Source organism: Enterococcus sp. AMC1251 (assembly GCF_058216535.1).
On the sequence record NZ_CM177098.1, the window covers coordinates 3,046,214 to 3,066,370 of the forward strand.

A 20,157-nucleotide genomic window follows, 5' to 3' on the forward strand; every position below is an offset into this window, starting at 1 on the left:
TTGTATTTATGGTGTATCACCTAGTTGTAATAGAATTGACGCTTGATATTCACCTAATCGCCGAATGCCGCCAGCAGGAATTTCCAGCATAAATCCTGAGTCACCTTGATCCCATCCCTCACTAATACTATATTGACCAGCTGAATCATGAATCTGAGTCGCTACTGGTTGCGCATTCCCCACAGAAAGTATCACATCATCTAAGGCATTCACTTTATAGCGGATAGCATCTGGTAAAATCTTACTTTGATCTACTTGACTTGTTAAAGGACTTTGAAGTGTCGCAGTTAGAGTCCATTTACTAAGATTTTTTCGGTTATCCCAAATAATCAAAGGTTTATCATAGGCCGCTTTATCAACTTTTGTTGAAAAAATCCCCACGCTTTTTATACCGAAATCCAGCGTGCTTGGTGCAGATTCAATAAACAATGTTCCTTTAAACGTATATCGTACGATATTACCGTCTTCAGTTACAGGCACTGCCGTTTCATCTTTCGGCGATTGATCAATGATGTATTTTTTAGCTTGAATAGATTCAATGGCTTTTATTACATCTTGATTTTTTGTTAAATCGATCGTTTGGCCAATGGTTCCTTCAATAACTACTGAATCAAAAACAGCTTTATCTTCTTCATCTGTGAACTCTACCGTCACATTAGCGATACTTTTTTCAATTGTCACTATTATTTTTTTAGTAACTAGCGAATCGTCTTGACCATAGGACAATATCACTTCATAATTACCCGATGCTACAATCGAACCATTCTCGATCGGATCCGGCAATGTACCTCTATCTATTTCAATCATTGAAAGAGGCAATTTCTCTCCCGTTTTTGTATCTTGTAAAGTAATGTGTCCTTTTTCTAGAATCATCTTCGTTAAATCATCATTAGAAGTTGGATAATTTTTTGCCATGATGCTAAAGTTTTCTCCGTTTAGAACGTATGATTTATCTTTTGATACTTCTGCATCTGTATCTTTTACAAAAATCGGCACTTCAACTTCTGCACTATTTCCAGCTTCATCTCTTAGTTGTAGTTTAAAGCTCTTCACTCCAGCTTCTGAGACTAAAGAATTGATATTTTGTCCTTGAAGTAATGACACCTTGATCTTATCTTGTGGCGTGACATTATCGCTCCATTCGCTTAAAAATACTGTATAATCATCCACATCGTTAATTGCAGCAGCATCGTTCAGATTAATAATTGTCAACTTGCCAGTTCCTTTAGGTGGTTGTGTATCTTTAAAAGTAACCGTAATCACCTTGGACGCATCTCTTACCTTCAAGACAATTGGGTATGCTTTTCCTTGTTCATTACCTACATTTGATGTATCAATCAATAGTTTAGACGAATCTGTCGTAACGTCTATTGCCTGTTCTCCAGAAATATCAAAACCTTGTACGTTTCCTTGTTCAATGACAAGTTCACGAATCGCGCCCTCTGACCAATTTGATTGATCTGTTGTAAAACTTTTTCCAGTAATCACACCTGTATCTCCAAGTATCCAGTTATCATCGTAAACAAAAATTTGTGTGGTAATCACTGAAGAATTATTGCTCTCATCGGTAAACCTAATTTGAATAGTTTTTACACCTACAGATGAAACTAATTCCTCAATATTTTGATTAGCGAGCAGTTCTGCTTTGATCTTCTCGACAGGTGTTGAGTTGTCGTTCAAGTCAGCTACAAATTGTTTTAAATCTGCATTCAATATAGCATTGCTATCACCCAGTTTAACCTTTGTAACTTTACTTTTGGCACTTGGTGGTAAGGTATCTTTAAATGTAACTGTGATTGTTTTTTTCGCATCCCCAGCAGTTAAGGTAATCAAATAAGGTGTATCCATTTGTTTGCCAACCGCATTTGTATCTATTGTAAATTTATTGGAATCTCCTGTTACATCAGTAATTGTGTCGGCGGTTAGCAAATATCCTTTGACTTCTCCTTTATCAATGACTATCGCTCTTGAAGTATCAGCGTTCCATTCATCTAAATCTGCTACAAAATCTTTTCCTCTAACGGCTCCAGTGGTTCCAACAACGGTTTGTGAATCAACGACTAATAATGGAACCTTGATGATTGAAGTATTACCTGCGGCATCTGCTAGTGTTACAGCTAATTCTTTTAACCCCACTGACTTAACCAATTCTTGTTTTTCTTGTTCCGTTGTTTTCCAAGTCGCCGTTATTTGATTTGTCGGTGTTGTTTCATCCGATATATTTGACAGTACTTGTCTAGGATCACTTGGAATTCCTTCTATTGAATTTATATTCGTTTTTTGCCTTACTGGCTTTGCTGTTGGCGGAAGTTTATCAATCAACTTTACATTGACATCAGCATTTCTCAAATCATTATCAACTAATTTGATTGATCCAGTTATACCACCAGCATATTTTTTAAAGTCAATCTCAGAAAAATGCCAATTTCCTTCATTATCCGTTGTAGTGTTATACGTATCAGCCCCTACTGTAAGTGTTAATTCTGCATTTATCGCAGGTTTGTCTATATACGAACCATCAGGCATTGTATAGTCTGTATGACCAGATAATCCTACTTTATTATTGGGAATTTCATACGTATCATTTACAACATCAATTTCTTTTTCTGGTATTATAACAGGAAGCAAAATATCATTTGACCATCTACTATACTGATTAAAATTAAATTTGCTCTGCATGTCACTATCCGAAGATGTCACGGTTCCACGATTGGTTGTATATAAACCAGTTATGTCAAATGTTGAAACTCCTTGCCAAATATTTGAAGGATTTCCAACCCCGTTTAAATTATTGTTCCAAACAGCATGGTTCATATTTTTCACACTTACCGTACTTCTCGATCCTGAATCATAGGCAAAGAAAAACTGATTTCTCCCAAAGTATCTAACATCAAAAATCTCTGGATTATCGACAACTAAATTCATTTTGTATGAAAATATAGCGCCATAAGTGGCATTTTTTCCTAAAGTAGAAATTTCTGTCACAGAATGTTCAGTTGCTTTAATACTTGCATGCGGTGTTTGCGCATTTGAACCATTGCTCGTTATTGTTCTCAACGCACTTCCATAGTTTTTAGCAATAGCTCTGAGTGTTCCGTTGTTTTCTATATGACGGTAATTTGCAATAACATTTTGATAGGGTACGTTTGTGGCTCTTCCGTTATTTTCAGCGTGTACTTTCGCATTTTTTTGAACTAAGAATTTAGCACTGTCTGAACCTCGCTTATCCCAACTACTATTTGTTCCGTAGTTCGGTGCCAATACAAAATTTAATGGTCCATAATAAAATGCGTATTCACTAGGATTGCCACTACCTGTTCCCGTAGTCGAATAAACCTCTGCATTTTCAGGATCATTGGGATCATTTTCATTTCCATACATAGTAATATTTGTTGCTACAATCCCTTTTCCTTCTGTATAGATAGAATTCTTCCCCTTAAAAATGATTTCTTTTGCTAAGAATAAATAGGCGAATTCATCCGAAGAATTCACATTCAAATTTTTAAAGGTAACAACTAAATTTTCATTTTGTCTGTCTGTCGCTACATTGGGAGCCGTTGTATTGTCTGCTCTTCCATCAAATATCGGCCCTCGGTAATTTCTAGAAGTATGACCAGAAGATGTAATTTTCCCTTGTTCATCTGCGGAACTAAAGAGTGTAAAATTTGTGAAATTTGCATATCCTTTTAGGAGTAATTTTCCATTATTCCCAGAAAAATTCAGCGTATTTCCATTTAAATCAATGTTCTTATCTGTACTAACTGTGGCTGTCGTTGTTATAGTTAATGTCGGTACATCCAGATAATAATCCACTCCTGTAGTATCTGACATCGCACTGTTCCATTCTGAAGTTGACCGAATGGCTGTTCCTTTTGGTATCGTTTTAATTGAATTATTTAAAGCCTCTGTGTTATGATTTATGTTGAAAGTTTCTTCTGCAGAAATACTACTTTCATTTAATTTTAAAAAAACGAATGTTATACAAAAAATGCCTAACATGGCTATTAGCACAATTTTTTTATGCTTACTTTTCAATTTTCCCCCTCCTTATTTGAGCATTAAATTACTAGTGAGCGATTTTTTTATACAATAACAATCACCTCCATTACATTAATAGTGGATTTGAGTTACTTTTTTATAATTCAGCTAACAAAAATTTTTACAAATAACTATTGCTAGCTCCGTTATACGTTACGTCATAAAGAATTGTTTGTAATTACTAACTATTTATTCAATCATTCAACATTAAAACATATCCCTTAGATCGGGTCGTTTTAATGGAAAACCGATCATTCTTATGTGTCTTTTTCCTTAAAAAACAAATAATATTGGCTAAGCGAAATCTGTTTTCAGTATTATTAGTGTTCCATAATTTTTTACACAGCTCTTCATAAGTAACCATGTCATTTGCTCGTTCGTACAAATAACTAAGCAAACGATATTCAATCAGTGTTAATTGCTGTTCTCTACCGTTAACGAAGACCGTTTGATTCCGTTCATTTAAAAATGAATTGTTCATTTTAGCTAGTGACTCTTTCGAGCTATTTTGTAGTCTAGAGAAGGTGTTTTTTACTATATAAGGCAACCTATCTAGATTGTCTTCTGATGTAATCACATCATTTGCACCTAGCTCCAACAATATCTTTTCTTCATATCCTAAAGAGGTATTCGAATATATCCATACAAATACATTTGGGTTTGTATTTGAAGCAATTAACCAATTAATGATCTCGACAACTTGATCTTTTCCATTCATTACAAGTAAAAGACCATCTAGCAAAGTCAATTGACTTTGTTCTTTTATTTGTAACACTTGATAATCACTCGATTGAAAAATATTAATTAGTTCTTCATGGGGTGTGTACTGATCGGCTAAAATTCCTAGTTTTAACAAAAGAGTCTCTCCTTTATTTATTTCTTGTTTGTAAAAAGAACAAGAAGCGGTATTGTTTAACCAATACTAATCGTGCTTTGTCCGGATGCTGACGGCTGAACTGACGGCGCTAATTTAATCATTCCTATTTTGTCTAAACATATTTATTAGCACTGACCACTGATTAAACGAATAGCTTTTCTTTTTTCGCTCAAGAATGAATTGAGGTAAATATCTAACGTCATTTTTGACGAATGATGACCAAGCAAAGCACTTATCGTCACAATTGTAACTCCTTTTTCTAGACATCTTGTAGCGAATGTATGTCTGAGCGCATGGAAGTGTATGTTTTTAAGTGAAGCTTCTTGGCAGATTTTCTTAAACCAATATAAGATTATTCTTGGTTCACAAGGTGAACTGTCACCAAATACGTACGAACCTGCTGCAGCTTTCCTTTTCGCTTTTAAAAGTTTATATAAACCTGGTGATAAAGGAATTGTTCGCTCAGAAGATGAACTCTTAGGACTGTGCTCGATAATAATTGTCTTCGTTTGGCTAAAGGGATCAAGTGATTGGATCCGTTGAACAGTTCGACGTACATGAAGCAGTTTCGTAGAAAAGTCGATATCTTTCCATTTTAATCCTGAAATTTCTCCAATTCGTAGTCCTGTTTCTAATGCTAAAATTACGGGAAGCCCAATTTCATGCTTGATTGCACTCTTGTATAAACGATTCTGATCTATTTTTGTTAACGCTTTTACTTTTTTTATTTCCGCTTTGGGAATAAGTGCCCCTTTACAAGGGTTATTTGTGATCAACCCTTTTTTTACAGCATCTTCTAAACAGGTTCTTAAAACTTGCATCACTACACGAATAGAACTAATACTTAGTTTGTTTTCCAATTGTTGGAGCCATTGATTTATTTTTTCAGTAGTTAAATCTAGCAAATTTAACTCGCCTAAAGAAGGTTGGATATGTTGTCTATATTTATTCGTATAGCTAACAAATGTGCTGATCTTTACACGTTTTTTTACAATAGTTAACCAATGTGCGGCCCATTGATTTAATGTTCCAGAATAGCTAGGTAGTGATTGTTGTCCATAGTTTTCTTGGTAGAAGGACTTTTTTATTATTAATTTTTGTTTTGCACTTTTATACGAATAATCATAGATATAACCATAATGAATATCCCCACTCGGTTTTCGACCTTTAATATACCGCCCTTCCCAGCGTCCATCTTTTCTTTTATAAATATTTTCCCCTTTTTTTGCCATAAATAACTCATCCTTTTACTTTTATTTTTTGACGGCGATTTGACGGCTAATTTCTTAAAATAACCTAAAAAATCAACTATCAACAGTAAGAACAAATAAAAAAAAGTCATAAAAGCATTTTTTCATTTTTTTCATTAAAAAAATAAAAAAATAAAATTAGTATTGACTTAGAAATATTAAACATATATCATTAAACCTATAAATAAATCATATTTTATTTATATTTATGTATTTTTTGATAATAAATACCGCTTCTTGTTCTTTTTACAAACACGAAATTTCAATCAAGTTATTCATTCCACTTTTTAATCTCTAGTTTTCTTTAGTTATGGTCCAAAACAGTGTGTTGTATATTTCATTTTTTGTGTGATGAGGTAGAGATTCAACTCGTAAAGTTATGCTCTAGTCTCTTCACACCTTTTTTGACACTTAAGAAAATAACATTAACAGTTGTCCCTAAGCCTATGATATTAGCCTTACTTTTCTAAATATTTCGTTTTATTTCGTTGAACATCGGTAATCGCTATTCTCTAATCTTAGCACAATGAATGTTCTTACCAGTTCATTTCTACAGTTTTAATATCTTTTTCTTCTTAAAATGATTTAAAAAATCTAATTAATACTTTTTTTATAAACGTTCATTTTCAATTGAATCTTAACCTCAATGATACATGTAAAACTATGTAAAAACTTGACCTATATTGTCTTTTAATTAGACAGATTCCCTTCTATTTAATAAAAAACTAACTAAAAAGCTACGATCTTATAGCTTAAGAGCTATTTCGTTCTTAAAATAGCTCTTAACCTTTTTCTTATTTCTACTAAATCTCTTTCCTTTATTGGAAAATCAAAAATATATGATTGATATACACTCTGTTTTTGTGTCACAAATCGATTAGGAATATTTGTCAGAACGATATCTGGTTTTTGTTTATTTTTATCAGTTATAAAAACTATGTTGAACTCAAGACTAAAGTAATTACTTATTTTTGCTTTAAGATTTTTTTTAATAATGACTGGGAAATCTGTCTCTAAACGGATTTTAATAACAGGTTCATAAAAATTAAGAGGCATACTAGATGAAAACAAAAGCATGTACTTTTGTAAAAGAAATTCTTTGTTTAAAAACAAATCATTTTTAGTTTCTTGATATAGCTCATCAATAAATTGATCTACTCTTTCCCTTAAATTAGGGAAATTATAATCCGGAGCATTTAAAACATTATAACCATCTAAATCAATATGACTCTGAGGAAATACTTTACAAAACAAATGCGCGCAAAAACTTGTGATAAAAAATTGATCTTGCGCCTCAAGAGGGATGGGGAAAAAATTCACGCCAAACTTATCGATAGCACTTTGTGTCGCTAGATAAATATCTGACTGACATTTTTTATGGTAGTTAAATATTTTATACTTTAAGTGTTCAGACTCATAAAATTTGGTTTTCATTTGAAGTAATAAGATATAAAAATAGATCTCTGATTCTTCAGATATTTGGTATCTTTCTATAAAATAATTCAGGAAGGGTACACTTTTTGATATGTTTTGAATATTTAAATATCCTTTCCATTCTGGTTCAAACTTGATAATACGGTTTTTCCTTACTCGTATAAGATTGATTGCCAATATATAGCTCATTTGCTTTTTCTGAATCTCTGAAATACTTAAATTAAATGTACTGGAAAAACTATCCAATGTTTCATATGCTTTTTTTTGGTCAACCGATTCAAATGGCCATTGCTCACCTTTAAACAGCACCCAATTCAAAATAAATATTAAACCTCTAATATTTTTTTCCTCTCCAATAAATCGAAATGTACCTCTGGAAAGAGAAATACCATATATGTTTAAAAATTGTTTTATTTCTTTCAGGTTTTTCCGAATTGAATTTTCACTTTTAAAATTTCTTATTGCATATTTCCTTACGAAGAAACAATCTTCTAATATTATTTTTTTTAAAATTTTTATTCGTTCATCTGTCTCAAAAATATACATCTTAAATTCTGTATAATTATTGTCGCTAACCATATCAAGCTGAATTCCTTTAAACTTTTCATAGTGTAGAATAATAGGATTTTCTTGCGTCTCATTGTATTTATCAATCTTTTCCTTCAATTGATAAATATAGCGTTGAATTGTTCTTTCAACTACGTTAAGTCTTTTTCCCAGTTCATACACACTGTACCAACGATGACTTTCTGAAACAATGTCTACCAATTTCAGCATTAACTTATTGTTTTCTTCTAACAATTCAAAGATATTATCTTCCAAAAAATCCCCCTCTTTCTTTAATTAATTATTTATCAACAGCTATTTTTGATTGGATGATACAGTGCTTTCCTGTTATTGTTATCTTTTATTGTAACGAACTATTGAGTATAAACTTTTATTTTGTCAGTCGTCTCACTCGACAAAATTCTTAACAAATACATGACTAAAATTGTTTTAATTCTTTTTTTCTCTATATTAAGTTCATATGTATTCCAACATTCGCTTGTGTAAAATTTATTGCAAAAGAAAACAAGGAGTGTGAGACAAAAGTAAAAATCACTTTTGCCTCACACTCTAAAACGAATAAACAGTGGTGCAATATATTATAATAGTTGATATTCTTCCAGTAATAGTTCAGGTATTTTTCCCAGAACTGTTGGACTATGTACTTCCTCAATTTCTGTTTCATTGATTGCTTTTTCTTTTACATTAATTTTGCTCATATTTATGAATAATGTTGCTAAATATAGTGTATGCATGCTAAAAGGATGAAATATTTGGCAGAAAATTATCCATGCGTAACGTTGCTCTAAAACTTGATATTCGAGCACCAGTCATATTGAAAACAAACAAGCCTTACTTCAAGGTATGACTAAAGAGAAGAAACTGTATAATAAAGTTACGACTGGTGACGACTACTTGAAGAAACAAATTATTAATGAAACAATATGTTCAAGAACATGAGCTAAATAATATCAGTGAAAGTATTTAATCTCGGTACAAAGAAAAACAAAAATATTTTTTATGAAAACATTGCGAGTGTTTTTGAATCGTTTAGATACGCTCGTCTAATAGTAAATACGCAAAAAAACTTAGACAGAATAAAAATGTCTAAGTTTTTTTGCTATTTTTCTAATGGTAGCCACTCTAGCACTCGTTGAATCCATGCATCCCAAAAAATCCAGTCGTGATTCCCAGGTCCTGTTTCAAAAGTATGCTTAATCTTATTCGTAGTTAGAATAGCAGCTACTTCCTTGTTCCCATGTAAGAGTAAATCTTCTTCCCCGCAACAAAGAAAAATATTCGGGGGATTTTTCCCGCTTTTTACTAGCTGATCCAGTAAAAAGATTGTGTCATTGATAGACCCTTGAACATTTTCTAACGGTCCAAAAATTCCTTCCCAGAAATTTCTCCCTTTAACTGCTAGCAAATCTTCTATTCTATTAGCAAGATTCACGGCACCTGATAAGGAGGCTACCGCTCCAAATTTTTCTGGTTTAGATAATCCTAGCTTTAAGGCACCATAACCGCCCATTGACAATCCTACTGCAAATGTTCTTTCTCTTTTCGTTGTCAATTGCGGAAATAACTCATGACAGATATTCGGTAATTCTTCAGAAATAAACGTCCAGTAATTCATTTCATATCTTGTATCGGTGTACCAACCAAGATCCGTAGACGGCATGATTACAGCTAAGCCTAGGTTTGAGACATAACGCTCTATCGACGTTCGACGTTCCCAAACGCTATGATTTCCACCCATTCCGTGAAGTAGGTACATAACAGGAACATCTGTAACATTCCCTTTTGTCGCTGTACCAATTTTTTTCTCTGTTTTTTGGGGCAAAATAATATTGACCAATACTTCCATTTCTAATACATTTGAATAAATGTTTGCTTGTAAAAAAGCCATCTAATCTCCCTCTTTTTCTATTTTCTATTATTGTAGCATTAAATCAAATAGAGAAAAAATTTAATTTAAACCACAAAATCAAACAATACCTCTGTTCGATTCCCCCATTAGTATAATTAGCTTGACATGCGCAACCTTATAGATTCTATATCATATCTATCTCCGAGAGAATTTGATATTTCAGAAATTTTTCTATCTATATAGCTTTATAAAACTCATTAAATCTATCAAAAAAAGGAACAATATCTTGAAACTGTAGAGTTTTAAGACCAGTATTTTATTAGTACACTTATTTATACACTGTATGCATTAAGAAAAAACTATCCGTCTGGTATAGAGCATGTCCTGTGTTAAAAGGCTTCCCATTTTCCAGACAAGCAATGTTTTTGATATTAATCAGCGGAGAGTTCATTTTTATATCAAGATATTCTGAAGTTTTCTCATCTGATAATGTCGCTCCAATCTGTTGATCTACAAACTGATACTCAATATCCTGCGTTTTTAAATACTCATAAATGGAGTTAGTACATATCTCGCTGTCCAAATAAGGAACAATCAATGCATCAAAATATTCCAATTCATACGAAATTGGAATGTTATCCGCATATCTAATACGCTCAACTAGCCACAACTCAGCCCCTATATCCACACGCATGTCCGTGGCTTCTTTTTCAGTAGCAAAAATTTTTTCAAGTTTCAATAGTTCAGTAGAAGGTTCTAAGCCTCTACTTTTGGTCTCAGCTGAAAAACCAATACCTGATTTGAATGCAAAAAATTTAGGTAAAGGGTTAACAAATGTTCCTATCCCCTTCTTTTTTGTTAGAATTTTTGCATTAACTAGCTCTTCTATCCCCTTTCTCACTGTGATTCGAGAAACCTCAAGTTTTTGAGATAATTCATGCTCAGATTCAATTACTTGATGCGGTTGATAAAGACCATTTTCTATTTTTTGTAAGATATATTCTTTAACCATTTTATATTTGGGTCTATTTTTGCTCATGAAAAAAGCTCCTTTTTAAGGTTGTAACTTATTCTTATTGTACGGACTTCTTATCTGTGCTACCTATTTCCAATAGCCATAATATTTATCGAACAATTGACTATTATATTCATCTGCACCATCTAAATTTGAGCTTTTGAATACTGGAACTTCCAAATTAGCTTCCTTCAATTTTGATACTACACCAATAATAATTGCTTGTGCTAAGCCAATGCTTGTAAAATCAGAAGTTGGTCCTAAGTCAACATCGAGACCAGCAATTCTGTACGCTGCATCGCCTTTAGGAGCATGACTATCAATTGTAACATCAGCAATTTCATACATTTTTTTACCTGAGGAATGTCTAGAAGATACCAAGCTTGAATGCTCCATTGAGGTTAAAGCGATAACACTTGCACCAATCTTTTTAGTTTCCAGGCACATTTCAACTGGAACATTATTTCTCCCTGAGTTTGACACGACCATAATTGTGTCTCCAGCTTCAACTTTATACAAAGATAACATACTTTTAGAGTATCCGTCTAAACGTTCTAAATGTGTACTTTTGTTTGGCATATCGTGAAGCATTAATTCAGGAGGTAATATCCCTTTTACATAAGCTAGACCGCCTGCTCTGATGTAAATTTCTTCAGCAACCATATGTGAGTGCCCTGATCCGAAAACATAAAATCTACCACCGTTTTTACAACTGTTAAAAATTAATTCTGCAGCTTTTTCAACCGAATCAATTTCATTTTCTGCAACGTCCATCCAGATATCAGTTAAATACTTTAAATAACCTTTAATTTCTTTTTTTGAACCATTCATTGCTATAGCCCCTCTTTCTTTCTGTATCATTCCATACTTATAATAACATCTTGTTATGACATGTAAAAGTTTTTACTACATAAATTTTTTACTTCATTAGTAAAGTCTGACAAGATTATTGAGATTTGGACAGGAATATTTATTTCCGAAGCCTTCACCTCTTAGTGTTTTAGCATTTAGAAGAAGTATAATTTAGGCATTTCTTCTGCTCCCACTGTTTAGATTCCTTGAAGCCGGGATGCGACTGTTAGAGTTATGATCCAGTCTCAGCTGAAAAATAGTAAGATCGCGAAATACAAGGAGCTTAAAAATCAAAAATAAGTGCGGATCAAAACTAAGAAATTAGTTTTGATTCACACTATAAATCTAAATAACAATGAGAAAAAACAACTATTATGCATAGTGTTGCCTCGATCACATCTAATTTGATCTTTTCTTTTTCACACTTACATTTAAAATAATCGCAACGATAATCAAACCGATGCCTACTAAATAAACATTATGAAGACCAGCATACAACATACCGCGTAATGGTTTTAGTAAATCAGCTGGAATTGTATTCGCGGTATGGGGATTAACAAGTTGATTCATTACATCGCGATCGACTTGCAATGAACTTTTCGCTAATTCTGAAGTTGTCACCGCATTAATAATGACACCGAAAATCGACACCATCAATGTTTGCCCAATCGTTCTAGCTAATGTATTGAATGACGTGGCAACACCCATCTCAGATGGATCCACACTGCTTTGAGCAGTTACAGTAGTTGTTGTGATCGTAATTCCAAATCCAATTCCTAACACAGAGGAAATTGCAAAGAACCAAATAAATGAAATTGATGCTGGAACTAATACTAAGAAAATACCTCCAAGCAATGTAATGCTAAGACCAATCGTTAGTACTTTTTTCGTTGAGTGCTTTTCCATTAGATTACTGGCAATAAATGAGCCAGCCATCCACAAAATTGACATTGGTGCTAATACCAAACCGCCAATACCTGCACTTTTTCCTAGCACTCCTTGCATCCACATCGGAATATAAACTTCCACGCCCATCAAAAATCCACTAATTAAAGCAGCTACGATATTAACAACTACAAACGTTGAATTTTTAAATAACATCAAATCAATAACAGGATCTTTGGCCCTTTTTTCGACAAAAATAAATCCGATAAAAAATAAGACAGAAGCTCCCAAGCACAGAAACACTTTTAAACTAAAGCCGCCATCACCAATTAATTGAAAACCTAATAATAGCGTTAATAAAACGAACATCAGCTGAACACTGCCTAAGATATCCATTGGTACTTTAGATTTCTCCCTTTTTGGCTCCACTAGAAAATAAGCAATCAACCCCATCAAAACTAGACCGATCGGTACATTAATAAAGAAAATCCAGTGCCAGCCAACAGTATCTACGATAAAACCACCTGCAAGTGGTCCAAAAATACTAGCAATTCCCCATGCAGCACTATTCAATCCAAGCATTTTTGCACGTTTATCGATTGAATAAATATCAGCCAAAATCGTCAATGCAACTGGCATGATCGCTCCTGCTCCGATCCCTTGAATTGCACGAGCAATGATTAAGGTGATCATATTTTGCGCTAAACCACAAAGTGACGAGCCAATAATAAAAATAATAATACCAATCATGAATATTGGTTTACGCCCAATTTTATCTGCTAGTTTTCCGTAAATCGGTGTTAACATTGCATTTGTTAATAAATAAATAGAAAAGACCCAGTTCATAATTTCCATGCCATGCAGTGATCCTACAATCGTTGGCATCGCTGTTGAAACGATTGTTCCCTCGATTGCTGTCATAAATGTTGCAACAAAAACGCTGATTGTTACAAGTTTGACGTTTGTTTTTCTTTCCATGTATCTCCATCCTTTTTGATATTTTGATTTAATACAGTTACTTATGAATTCATTTACAGAGTTTTGTTTGGACTGTTGTGGGACTTTACGTTACTATCAGATTTTTTAAGTTTTTAAGTTTATTGTAACTTACTTGATGATTTTTTTGGATAGTTGACCTCTGTTTGTTATTTGGATATAGAAGCTGTTAGTAATTCACTAGTAATTTGATTGTGATCCTTTTGGTCACTAGCTTCTTTTTGTTATTTGAGATTAAGGCGTTTGGCGATTCACTAGTATGGTAACTTCTCTCCCTTTGGTCGCCAAGTACTACTCATCATCTGCTCTGCGTAGCAATCGCAGTGATTCACAGCAAAACGGCGCCACTAATTTTCATTAGTAGCGCCGCCTCGTTTACTCCATCAAGCTTTTCTTGATTGCATCGACTTTGTCTGTCTGCTCCCAAGGTAGTTCAATGTCTGTACGACCAAAATGACCATATGCTGCCGTTTGTTTGTAGATTGGACGGCGTAAGTCAAGCATTTCTATAATTCCCGCTGGACGCAGGTCAAAGTTTTCTCTAACGGCTTCGATCAATTTGCTTTCAGGTACTTCACTTGTCCCAAAAGTATTGATTGAAATCGATACAGGTTGTGCCACACCAATTGCATACGCTAACTGAACTTCAACTTTTTCAGCTAATTCTGCTGCAACAATATTTTTTGCAATGTATCGTGCGGCGTAACTTGCAGAACGATCGACTTTCGTCGCGTCTTTTCCAGAAAAAGCACCACCACCATGACGAGCGTATCCGCCATACGTATCGACAATAATCTTACGTCCAGTCAAGCCGGCATCTCCTTGAGGTCCACCAATAACAAAGCGCCCTGTAGGATTAATAAAGTATTTTGTTTCTTCATCTAATAATTCTGCTGGAATAACGTCTTCAATAACGAGTGCTTTCACGTCTTTTTGAATCTGCTCCAGCGTAGCTTCTTCATCATGTTGTGTACTGATCACGACTGTATCTACACGTTGTGGTTTGCCGTTCTCATCGTATTCTACTGTCACTTGTGATTTTGCATCTGGACGTAGATAAGGTAATTTTTCCTCTTTACGTAATTGAGCTAAACGACGAACAAGTTTATGACTTAACGAGATCGGTAAAGGCATTAGTTCTGGTGTTTCATCCACTGCAAAACCAAACATTAAACCTTGGTCTCCAGCACCAATGTCATCTTTCGTATCTTTTTCACCACGTGTTTCTAGTGCATCATCCACACCTTGCGCAATATCCGGTGATTGCTCATCGATTGCAACAAGAACTGCAACGGTATCACCATCGAATCCATATTTAGCTCGTGTATAGCCAATATCTTTCAATGTTTGTCGAACAACTTTTTGGATATCTACGTAAGCAGTAGTCGAAATCTCTCCAAAAACTAAAACCAAACCTGTTGTTACACTTGTTTCGCAAGCCACACGGGCCAATGGATCTTGCTCTAAAATTGCATCTAGAATTGCGTCACTCACTTGATCGGCAACTTTGTCCGGATGGCCTTCAGAAACAGATTCTGATGTAAATAAGTGTCTCTCTGTCATAATGTATTCCCCCTAATTTTAGTCGGTTACAAGGCATCTTTGTACAAAATGTAGCGCAATTCACATCTTATTGGAAAAGCCTACTATTTTACAACAAATCCTTTCGGGAACTTGTAACTTCTATTAGTATAACAGATATTTCCAGAAAAAACTTACTTTTTAACTGACTTTATTTTTTACTAAAAACAAGTTCGATCCAAGCTAAAAAACAGTTTTTTTAGCTTGGATCGAACTTATTTATACTTATCTAACTCGTTGAAACTTGTGAAGTGGAAGAACTCTCATTTCTACTTTCCCAATAATCTCTTTTTCATCCACCAATTGATAATATCGGCTGTCTGTCGCATAGGGACGATTGTCTCCTAAAACGAGGTACTTTCCTTTAGGAATCGTTGGCTCTCCAGTTAATGCTTTTAAATTAAAATCTTCAGTATAGATCATTCCATCTTGTTCAAATTGTCGTTTATAATCTGCAATGAAACTCTCGTCTCTTTCCTGTTCATCAATAAAAAGTTGGCCATTTTTGTAATAGAGGCTTTCACCAGGCCGTCCGATTATTCTTCGAATAGATTTATCCTTTGAATTTGGAACCTTGATATAGACGAGATCAAACTGCTTAATTTCAGCCATTTTATTTACTACAACAATTTCTCCATCTTCTAATGTTTCACTCATCGAATATCCTTCTACCCTTACAAAAGTGAAAGTAAAGAGGGAAAGAACATACAAAACACCCATCGTCACAAGAAGAGTTAACGCTATTTCTAAGAAAAGAAGTTCAAATTTTTTAAGCTTCTTTTTTCGTTTAGCAACTTTCTTTCTTCTTTGCTTATTCTTTGGGTGAGTGTTCTTTTTGTTCATCTTTGCTTTTTTCGGAACACGCTGTTTTTCTTTAGCTGGTCTTTTTTTCTCTGACGTCTTTTTAACGTTTCTATTCTCTTTTTTATGAGTTGTCTTTTTCACAAAATCACCAGGCTATTTTTTATTTACTAACGCATTTTTATTAATGTTAAAGTAGCGAACAACTTCCTCATGATTTTTCTTAACGGCTGCTAAATCTGTTTCAAATTCATTTAAGAGCATCTCATTTTCAAAGAAATCATTTGATTGAGAAGATAAATTGATGCCTAATTCTTTCATTGATTTATAGTATTTATTTAATTTCTTTTGACCGGATTCACTATTTCTGATCGTTGCCTTATAAATACCATAACTAGAAAACTGTCCTGCTAACAATTTAATATTTTTCCCTGATTTCACATCGTTTTCTGTAGTTTTTGCTGTTTTTAGTTCATTTTCCAAGTTATCCATCAAGTAGTATCCTTGAACTACTGCTTTGGAATCTTTCTGACTCAAATGCATCGCTTGGTAATACAAAGAATAACCTGCTCCAAATCCAGAGAGTAAAAAGAGTATAACTAAGGTAATTCCCCAGTTACGTTGCTTCTTACCTTTCTTCCTAAGTTCTCTGACTTTACGTTTTTTCTTACTGACTTTTGCTCTTTTTACTTTCTTTAAAGCCTTTTTCGTTTGAGCCATCAGATAAAAAGAAATACCTGAAAATACTAATCCGATACTGGCTAGAGACAAAGAAATAATAAAAAACCAATCTAATATCGTCATTTCTTTACCTCCTCACTTTCTCTTTTTTTAGTTATTTTCTTGGTTTCTTTTTTCTTGCCTGCTTTTTCTTTGCTTGCTTCTTTTTACTGATTGTTCTGATTACTAAGAAAATGATCACTGCTAACGCTACGACTCCGCCGACAATCCCTGCAATCAATTTCCAGTTGAATGTTTGAACATCTTCTAAACCAGCATCTTGATTATTGAATTTATCTGCTTCTTCGTCCGTGATTTTAAATTTCTCATCCCAGTTCCATTTTCTATCTCCAGCTGTCACAAGGATTTTCGCACGATAATTTCCAGCAACCATCCGATCTCCTTCCATACTTACAGGGAAATTGATCAATGAATTCGGCGCCATTCTCATACCAGAACGTTTTGTTTCATATAAGACTTCATCACTATCTTCTTTCATGATTTGAACTTGTGTTGTCATGTTTTCTAAATAGGCTGCTTCAACGTTAGAGAAATTGACGAAAAAGGTATTTCTAAAATTATTTAAATCAGCATAGACTTTGTTTAATTCTAAATTTGGTTGTACTTCTTTATCTGATTCTGTAAGGAGCATCCCAATTACATAAGCGTATTTGTTGATAACACCTGTTTTCTTGGGATCACTTTTCTTTTCTTTTTCAACTTTTTGAAGTTGAATTCCGCCAGCAATCACTCCATCGAATGAGGCTTCCGGCATATTGATTTCTATGTCGATATCTTGTTCACTATTTGCTGGTACTTTTACTGTCTCTGGTGCTGTAACGATTTTTTCAAAATCATACTTTAGTGACTTATCTTTTTTTATAGTCGTCGGGCCATACTCAACAACTCCGTTAGCGTTTGTTTTAGTCCCGTTGCGTTTCACAGAAACTTCAATTTCTTCTGAAGCTAAATTCTTGATTTTAATCTTAACGGTTTGCTTTTGCCCAGATGTCATTCTTAAGTCAAAGTAACCTGCACCAGTATCTTTTTGATTGTCCGGCTTGATTGTTTCGTATGTAAATCCAGTTGCGTTGCCGCTACTGCTATTTTCTGCGTGGGCCGTCAATGGCAGAAGTACTGCTATGATAGCTGTTGCTAATAAAAATAATAGATTCTTTTTCTTCATAGATATCCCTCTCTTTAAAAGGTAGAGACAGAAGTATTTTTCTGCTTCTGTCTCACCATTCATTTGAAACATCACTACTTTATATTATAATCCAACCTATTATTTAAGTTAAAATTACAATACTTCAGCGATTGACCAAGTGATCTCAGCTGTATAAGTATCCGCTAGTAAAATGTTTGTGTTTGGTACAGTTAATTTAACAGATTCTGCAGTTGTATCAGCAGTTCCGTCACCGAATTGACCAAATTCGATTGTGTAAGTTCCGATACCTTTAGAAGCATCTTTGTTTTCCAATACCGGTACTGAATCTCCAGCGCCTGTTCCAGCGGCATCAGCTGCTAATTGGAATCCTGCAACTGTAGTTGCTGGCCATTGAGCTGCTGGGTCTTTAGAAGTGATTGCTGCATTTGAGTAATCAATTGTAGCACCTTTCAAGAAGCTACCAGCGTTTGCGCCAGCTTCAAATTGTTTTGTTAATTGTGCACTTATTGTATATTTATGGTTTGCAGTACCACGTACGTCTGTGAATTGTACGAAGTTACCACGAGTGATATCGCCATCAGCATTTTTCGTTGGAATAGCTGCTGCAAAATACTCAGGGTTTGATGCAAAAGCTTTTACTTTATCAGTACCAAAATCTAATTCAGTTACTGCATCGATACTGAATGAACCACGATCTGGGTTAACGATGATTGGTTCTTTGGGATCTACGATTGGTTTTTCTGGATCTTCCGGGTCAACAACATCTTTAGGATCGTTGTCTTCAGTAAAAGTCATTGTTCCTTTTGCTGCTTGAGATTTCGCTTCCGCATTTACTCCTACTGGTAAAGCTAAGCTTGCTCCTACTACTGCTAATAATGCTACTGAACATACTGTTTTTGTTTTCATATGTGTTTCCTCCTAGTATTGTGTGTTTGTGTGTTTTTGTTTCTATTTATGGCAACTCGGCTAATATCCAAGTTAACACCGTAGTATAAGGTACCGGATCAACAATCGTTGTTCCTGGTATCGATAGTGAAACAGCTTTATTCAAATAGACAGGTTTGTTGTCAAATACTGGATCAAGAACTGCTTGCCCATCTTTATCAAGTCTGGGTTCCAGAGTATTTTTTTGGTTGCTCTGATTTTCATCAGATGCACCAAAAGAAATCGTCCATGTTCCTCCGCCTTGACCAGCATTGGCTTGCGCTAAATTATATGAAGCGCCAACGTTGTCTATATTGATGATTTCTTTTGATAATTGCGGAGCACCGCTAAGATCTTTCGTAGAACTTACCCACGATTTATCTAACGATAACATCGCTCCGTTTATCTCACTGTGTTCAGTATCTTTGTTTGTAAATTGCATTTCTTGGCGCAGTTGTAAGGTCCAACCTGTTGGTTTTTGCCTCAAATCTGTCACTTGAACAAAGTTTCCTCTAGGTTTGGTTGCACCAAAGAAATTCTGCGCATTTCCATAGTAAATTTCATCTTTATCAGAAATTTTATTCTGATAAAAATCTAGTTTTGGAACAAAATCGATTCTCAAGTCGCCCTTAAGCTGGGGCGTTTCTCCAGGATCAACGATTTCTCCTGGTTTTTCTGGATCAACGATCTCTTGGGGATATTCGCCTGAAAATTTGATTTTCCCAGACCCGCTCAACGATTCTGATTCTGCGAATGCATTAGCATAGTTCAGAGCTAATGAAGAAATCATGGCAACTGGTATAACGAGAAATTTAATCGTTCGTTGTAACATTCTCATGCGTTATCCCGCCCTTCTTTCTCTTTCTTGCGCTTCCAGAAAAATAGTAGTAAGCCGATAATAATCAAGGCCGCTCCACTGAAAACAAGACTTGTTTTTACCATTTCACCAGTACTTGGGTAGCGCCCAACTGGTTTTGTAGTTGATTTAGAACTAGTTGATGGCTGAGCACTTGATGAAGGTTCTGTGGTACTTGAAGGCTCTGACGAAGTACTTTCTTCGTAAAAGCTGATCACACCACTAGTCTGTACCTCTCCTCCATTATTAGCCGCTGCGTTCAGTGGGGTACTGATTACGAGCGTTAATACCAAAGTAAAGGAGAGTACTAAAAAGCTGATTGTTTTTCTCATATGTTAAGAATC

At 34.5% G+C, this 20,157-nt stretch carries 15 protein-coding genes and 1 riboswitch; all 15 genes read right to left on the reverse strand.

Translation table 11 applies throughout. The features are described 5' to 3' along the window. Positions 1 to 6 precede the first annotated feature (6 nt). Positions 7 to 4,035, reverse strand: a complete 4,029-nt coding sequence (locus tag AC4BBR_RS14370; protein ID WP_490460184.1) for a hypothetical protein — start codon at positions 4,033 to 4,035, stop codon at positions 7 to 9. A 196-nt stretch (positions 4,036 to 4,231) separates the two neighbouring features. Beyond that, positions 4,232 to 4,894, reverse strand: coding sequence for a winged helix-turn-helix domain-containing protein (locus tag AC4BBR_RS14375; protein ID WP_490460185.1), 663 nt, complete (start codon positions 4,892 to 4,894; stop codon positions 4,232 to 4,234). Positions 4,895 to 5,040: 146 nt separating this feature from the next. Next, the gene (locus tag AC4BBR_RS14380) at positions 5,041 to 6,147 is read right to left on the reverse strand and encodes a tyrosine-type recombinase/integrase (RefSeq protein WP_490460186.1); all 1,107 of its coding nucleotides are present in this window, start codon (positions 6,145 to 6,147) and stop codon (positions 5,041 to 5,043) included. A 777-nt stretch (positions 6,148 to 6,924) separates the two neighbouring features. After that, complete coding sequence (locus AC4BBR_RS14385) at positions 6,925 to 8,421, reverse strand: AcpB/EbpR/MafR family transcriptional regulator (RefSeq protein ID WP_490460187.1); 1,497 nt, start codon at positions 8,419 to 8,421, stop codon at positions 6,925 to 6,927. Positions 8,422 to 9,265: 844 nt separating this feature from the next. Next, the gene (locus AC4BBR_RS14390) at positions 9,266 to 10,054 is read right to left on the reverse strand and encodes an alpha/beta hydrolase (RefSeq protein WP_490460188.1); all 789 of its coding nucleotides are present in this window, start codon (positions 10,052 to 10,054) and stop codon (positions 9,266 to 9,268) included. 289 nt (positions 10,055 to 10,343) lie between these two features. Beyond that, positions 10,344 to 11,054 (reverse strand): GntR family transcriptional regulator, encoded by a 711-nt coding sequence (locus AC4BBR_RS14395; protein WP_490460189.1) that lies wholly within the window; start codon positions 11,052 to 11,054, stop codon positions 10,344 to 10,346. A 63-nt stretch (positions 11,055 to 11,117) separates the two neighbouring features. After that, positions 11,118 to 11,861: an SIS domain-containing protein gene (locus tag AC4BBR_RS14400; RefSeq protein ID WP_490460190.1), complete on the reverse strand. Its 744-nt coding sequence runs from the start codon at positions 11,859 to 11,861 to the stop codon at positions 11,118 to 11,120. A 420-nt stretch (positions 11,862 to 12,281) separates the two neighbouring features. Further along, on the reverse strand, positions 12,282 to 13,745 hold the full coding sequence (locus tag AC4BBR_RS14405; protein ID WP_490460191.1) for an MDR family MFS transporter: 1,464 nt from the start codon (positions 13,743 to 13,745) through the stop codon (positions 12,282 to 12,284). A gap of 393 nt (positions 13,746 to 14,138) precedes the next feature. Further along, complete coding sequence (gene metK, locus AC4BBR_RS14410) at positions 14,139 to 15,326, reverse strand: methionine adenosyltransferase (RefSeq protein WP_490460192.1); 1,188 nt, start codon at positions 15,324 to 15,326, stop codon at positions 14,139 to 14,141. After that, positions 15,324 to 15,448, reverse strand: a riboswitch (SMK box riboswitch). Its footprint overlaps the gene before it by 3 nt. A gap of 121 nt (positions 15,449 to 15,569) precedes the next feature. Continuing rightward, on the reverse strand, positions 15,570 to 16,187 hold the full coding sequence (gene lepB, locus AC4BBR_RS14415; protein ID WP_490462133.1) for a signal peptidase I: 618 nt from the start codon (positions 16,185 to 16,187) through the stop codon (positions 15,570 to 15,572). A gap of 114 nt (positions 16,188 to 16,301) precedes the next feature. Continuing rightward, positions 16,302 to 16,949, reverse strand: a complete 648-nt coding sequence (locus AC4BBR_RS14420; RefSeq protein ID WP_490460193.1) for a hypothetical protein — start codon at positions 16,947 to 16,949, stop codon at positions 16,302 to 16,304. A gap of 31 nt (positions 16,950 to 16,980) precedes the next feature. Next, positions 16,981 to 18,051 carry a WxLIP family cell surface protein gene (locus tag AC4BBR_RS14425; RefSeq protein ID WP_490460194.1) on the reverse strand — a complete coding sequence of 357 codons (1,071 nt, stop codon included), beginning with the start codon at positions 18,049 to 18,051 and terminating at the stop codon, positions 16,981 to 16,983. Positions 18,052 to 18,165: 114 nt separating this feature from the next. After that, positions 18,166 to 18,939, reverse strand: coding sequence for a WxL domain-containing protein (locus AC4BBR_RS14430; RefSeq protein WP_490460195.1), 774 nt, complete (start codon positions 18,937 to 18,939; stop codon positions 18,166 to 18,168). 46 nt (positions 18,940 to 18,985) lie between these two features. After that, a complete protein-coding gene (locus AC4BBR_RS14435) occupies positions 18,986 to 19,795 on the reverse strand; it encodes a WxL domain-containing protein (protein ID WP_490460196.1) in 810 nt (269 codons plus the stop codon). Continuing rightward, the gene (locus AC4BBR_RS14440) at positions 19,792 to 20,145 is read right to left on the reverse strand and encodes an LPXTG cell wall anchor domain-containing protein (RefSeq protein ID WP_490460197.1); all 354 of its coding nucleotides are present in this window, start codon (positions 20,143 to 20,145) and stop codon (positions 19,792 to 19,794) included. Before AC4BBR_RS14440 ends, AC4BBR_RS14435 begins: the two co-directional genes overlap by 4 nt. Positions 20,146 to 20,157 lie beyond the last annotated feature (12 nt).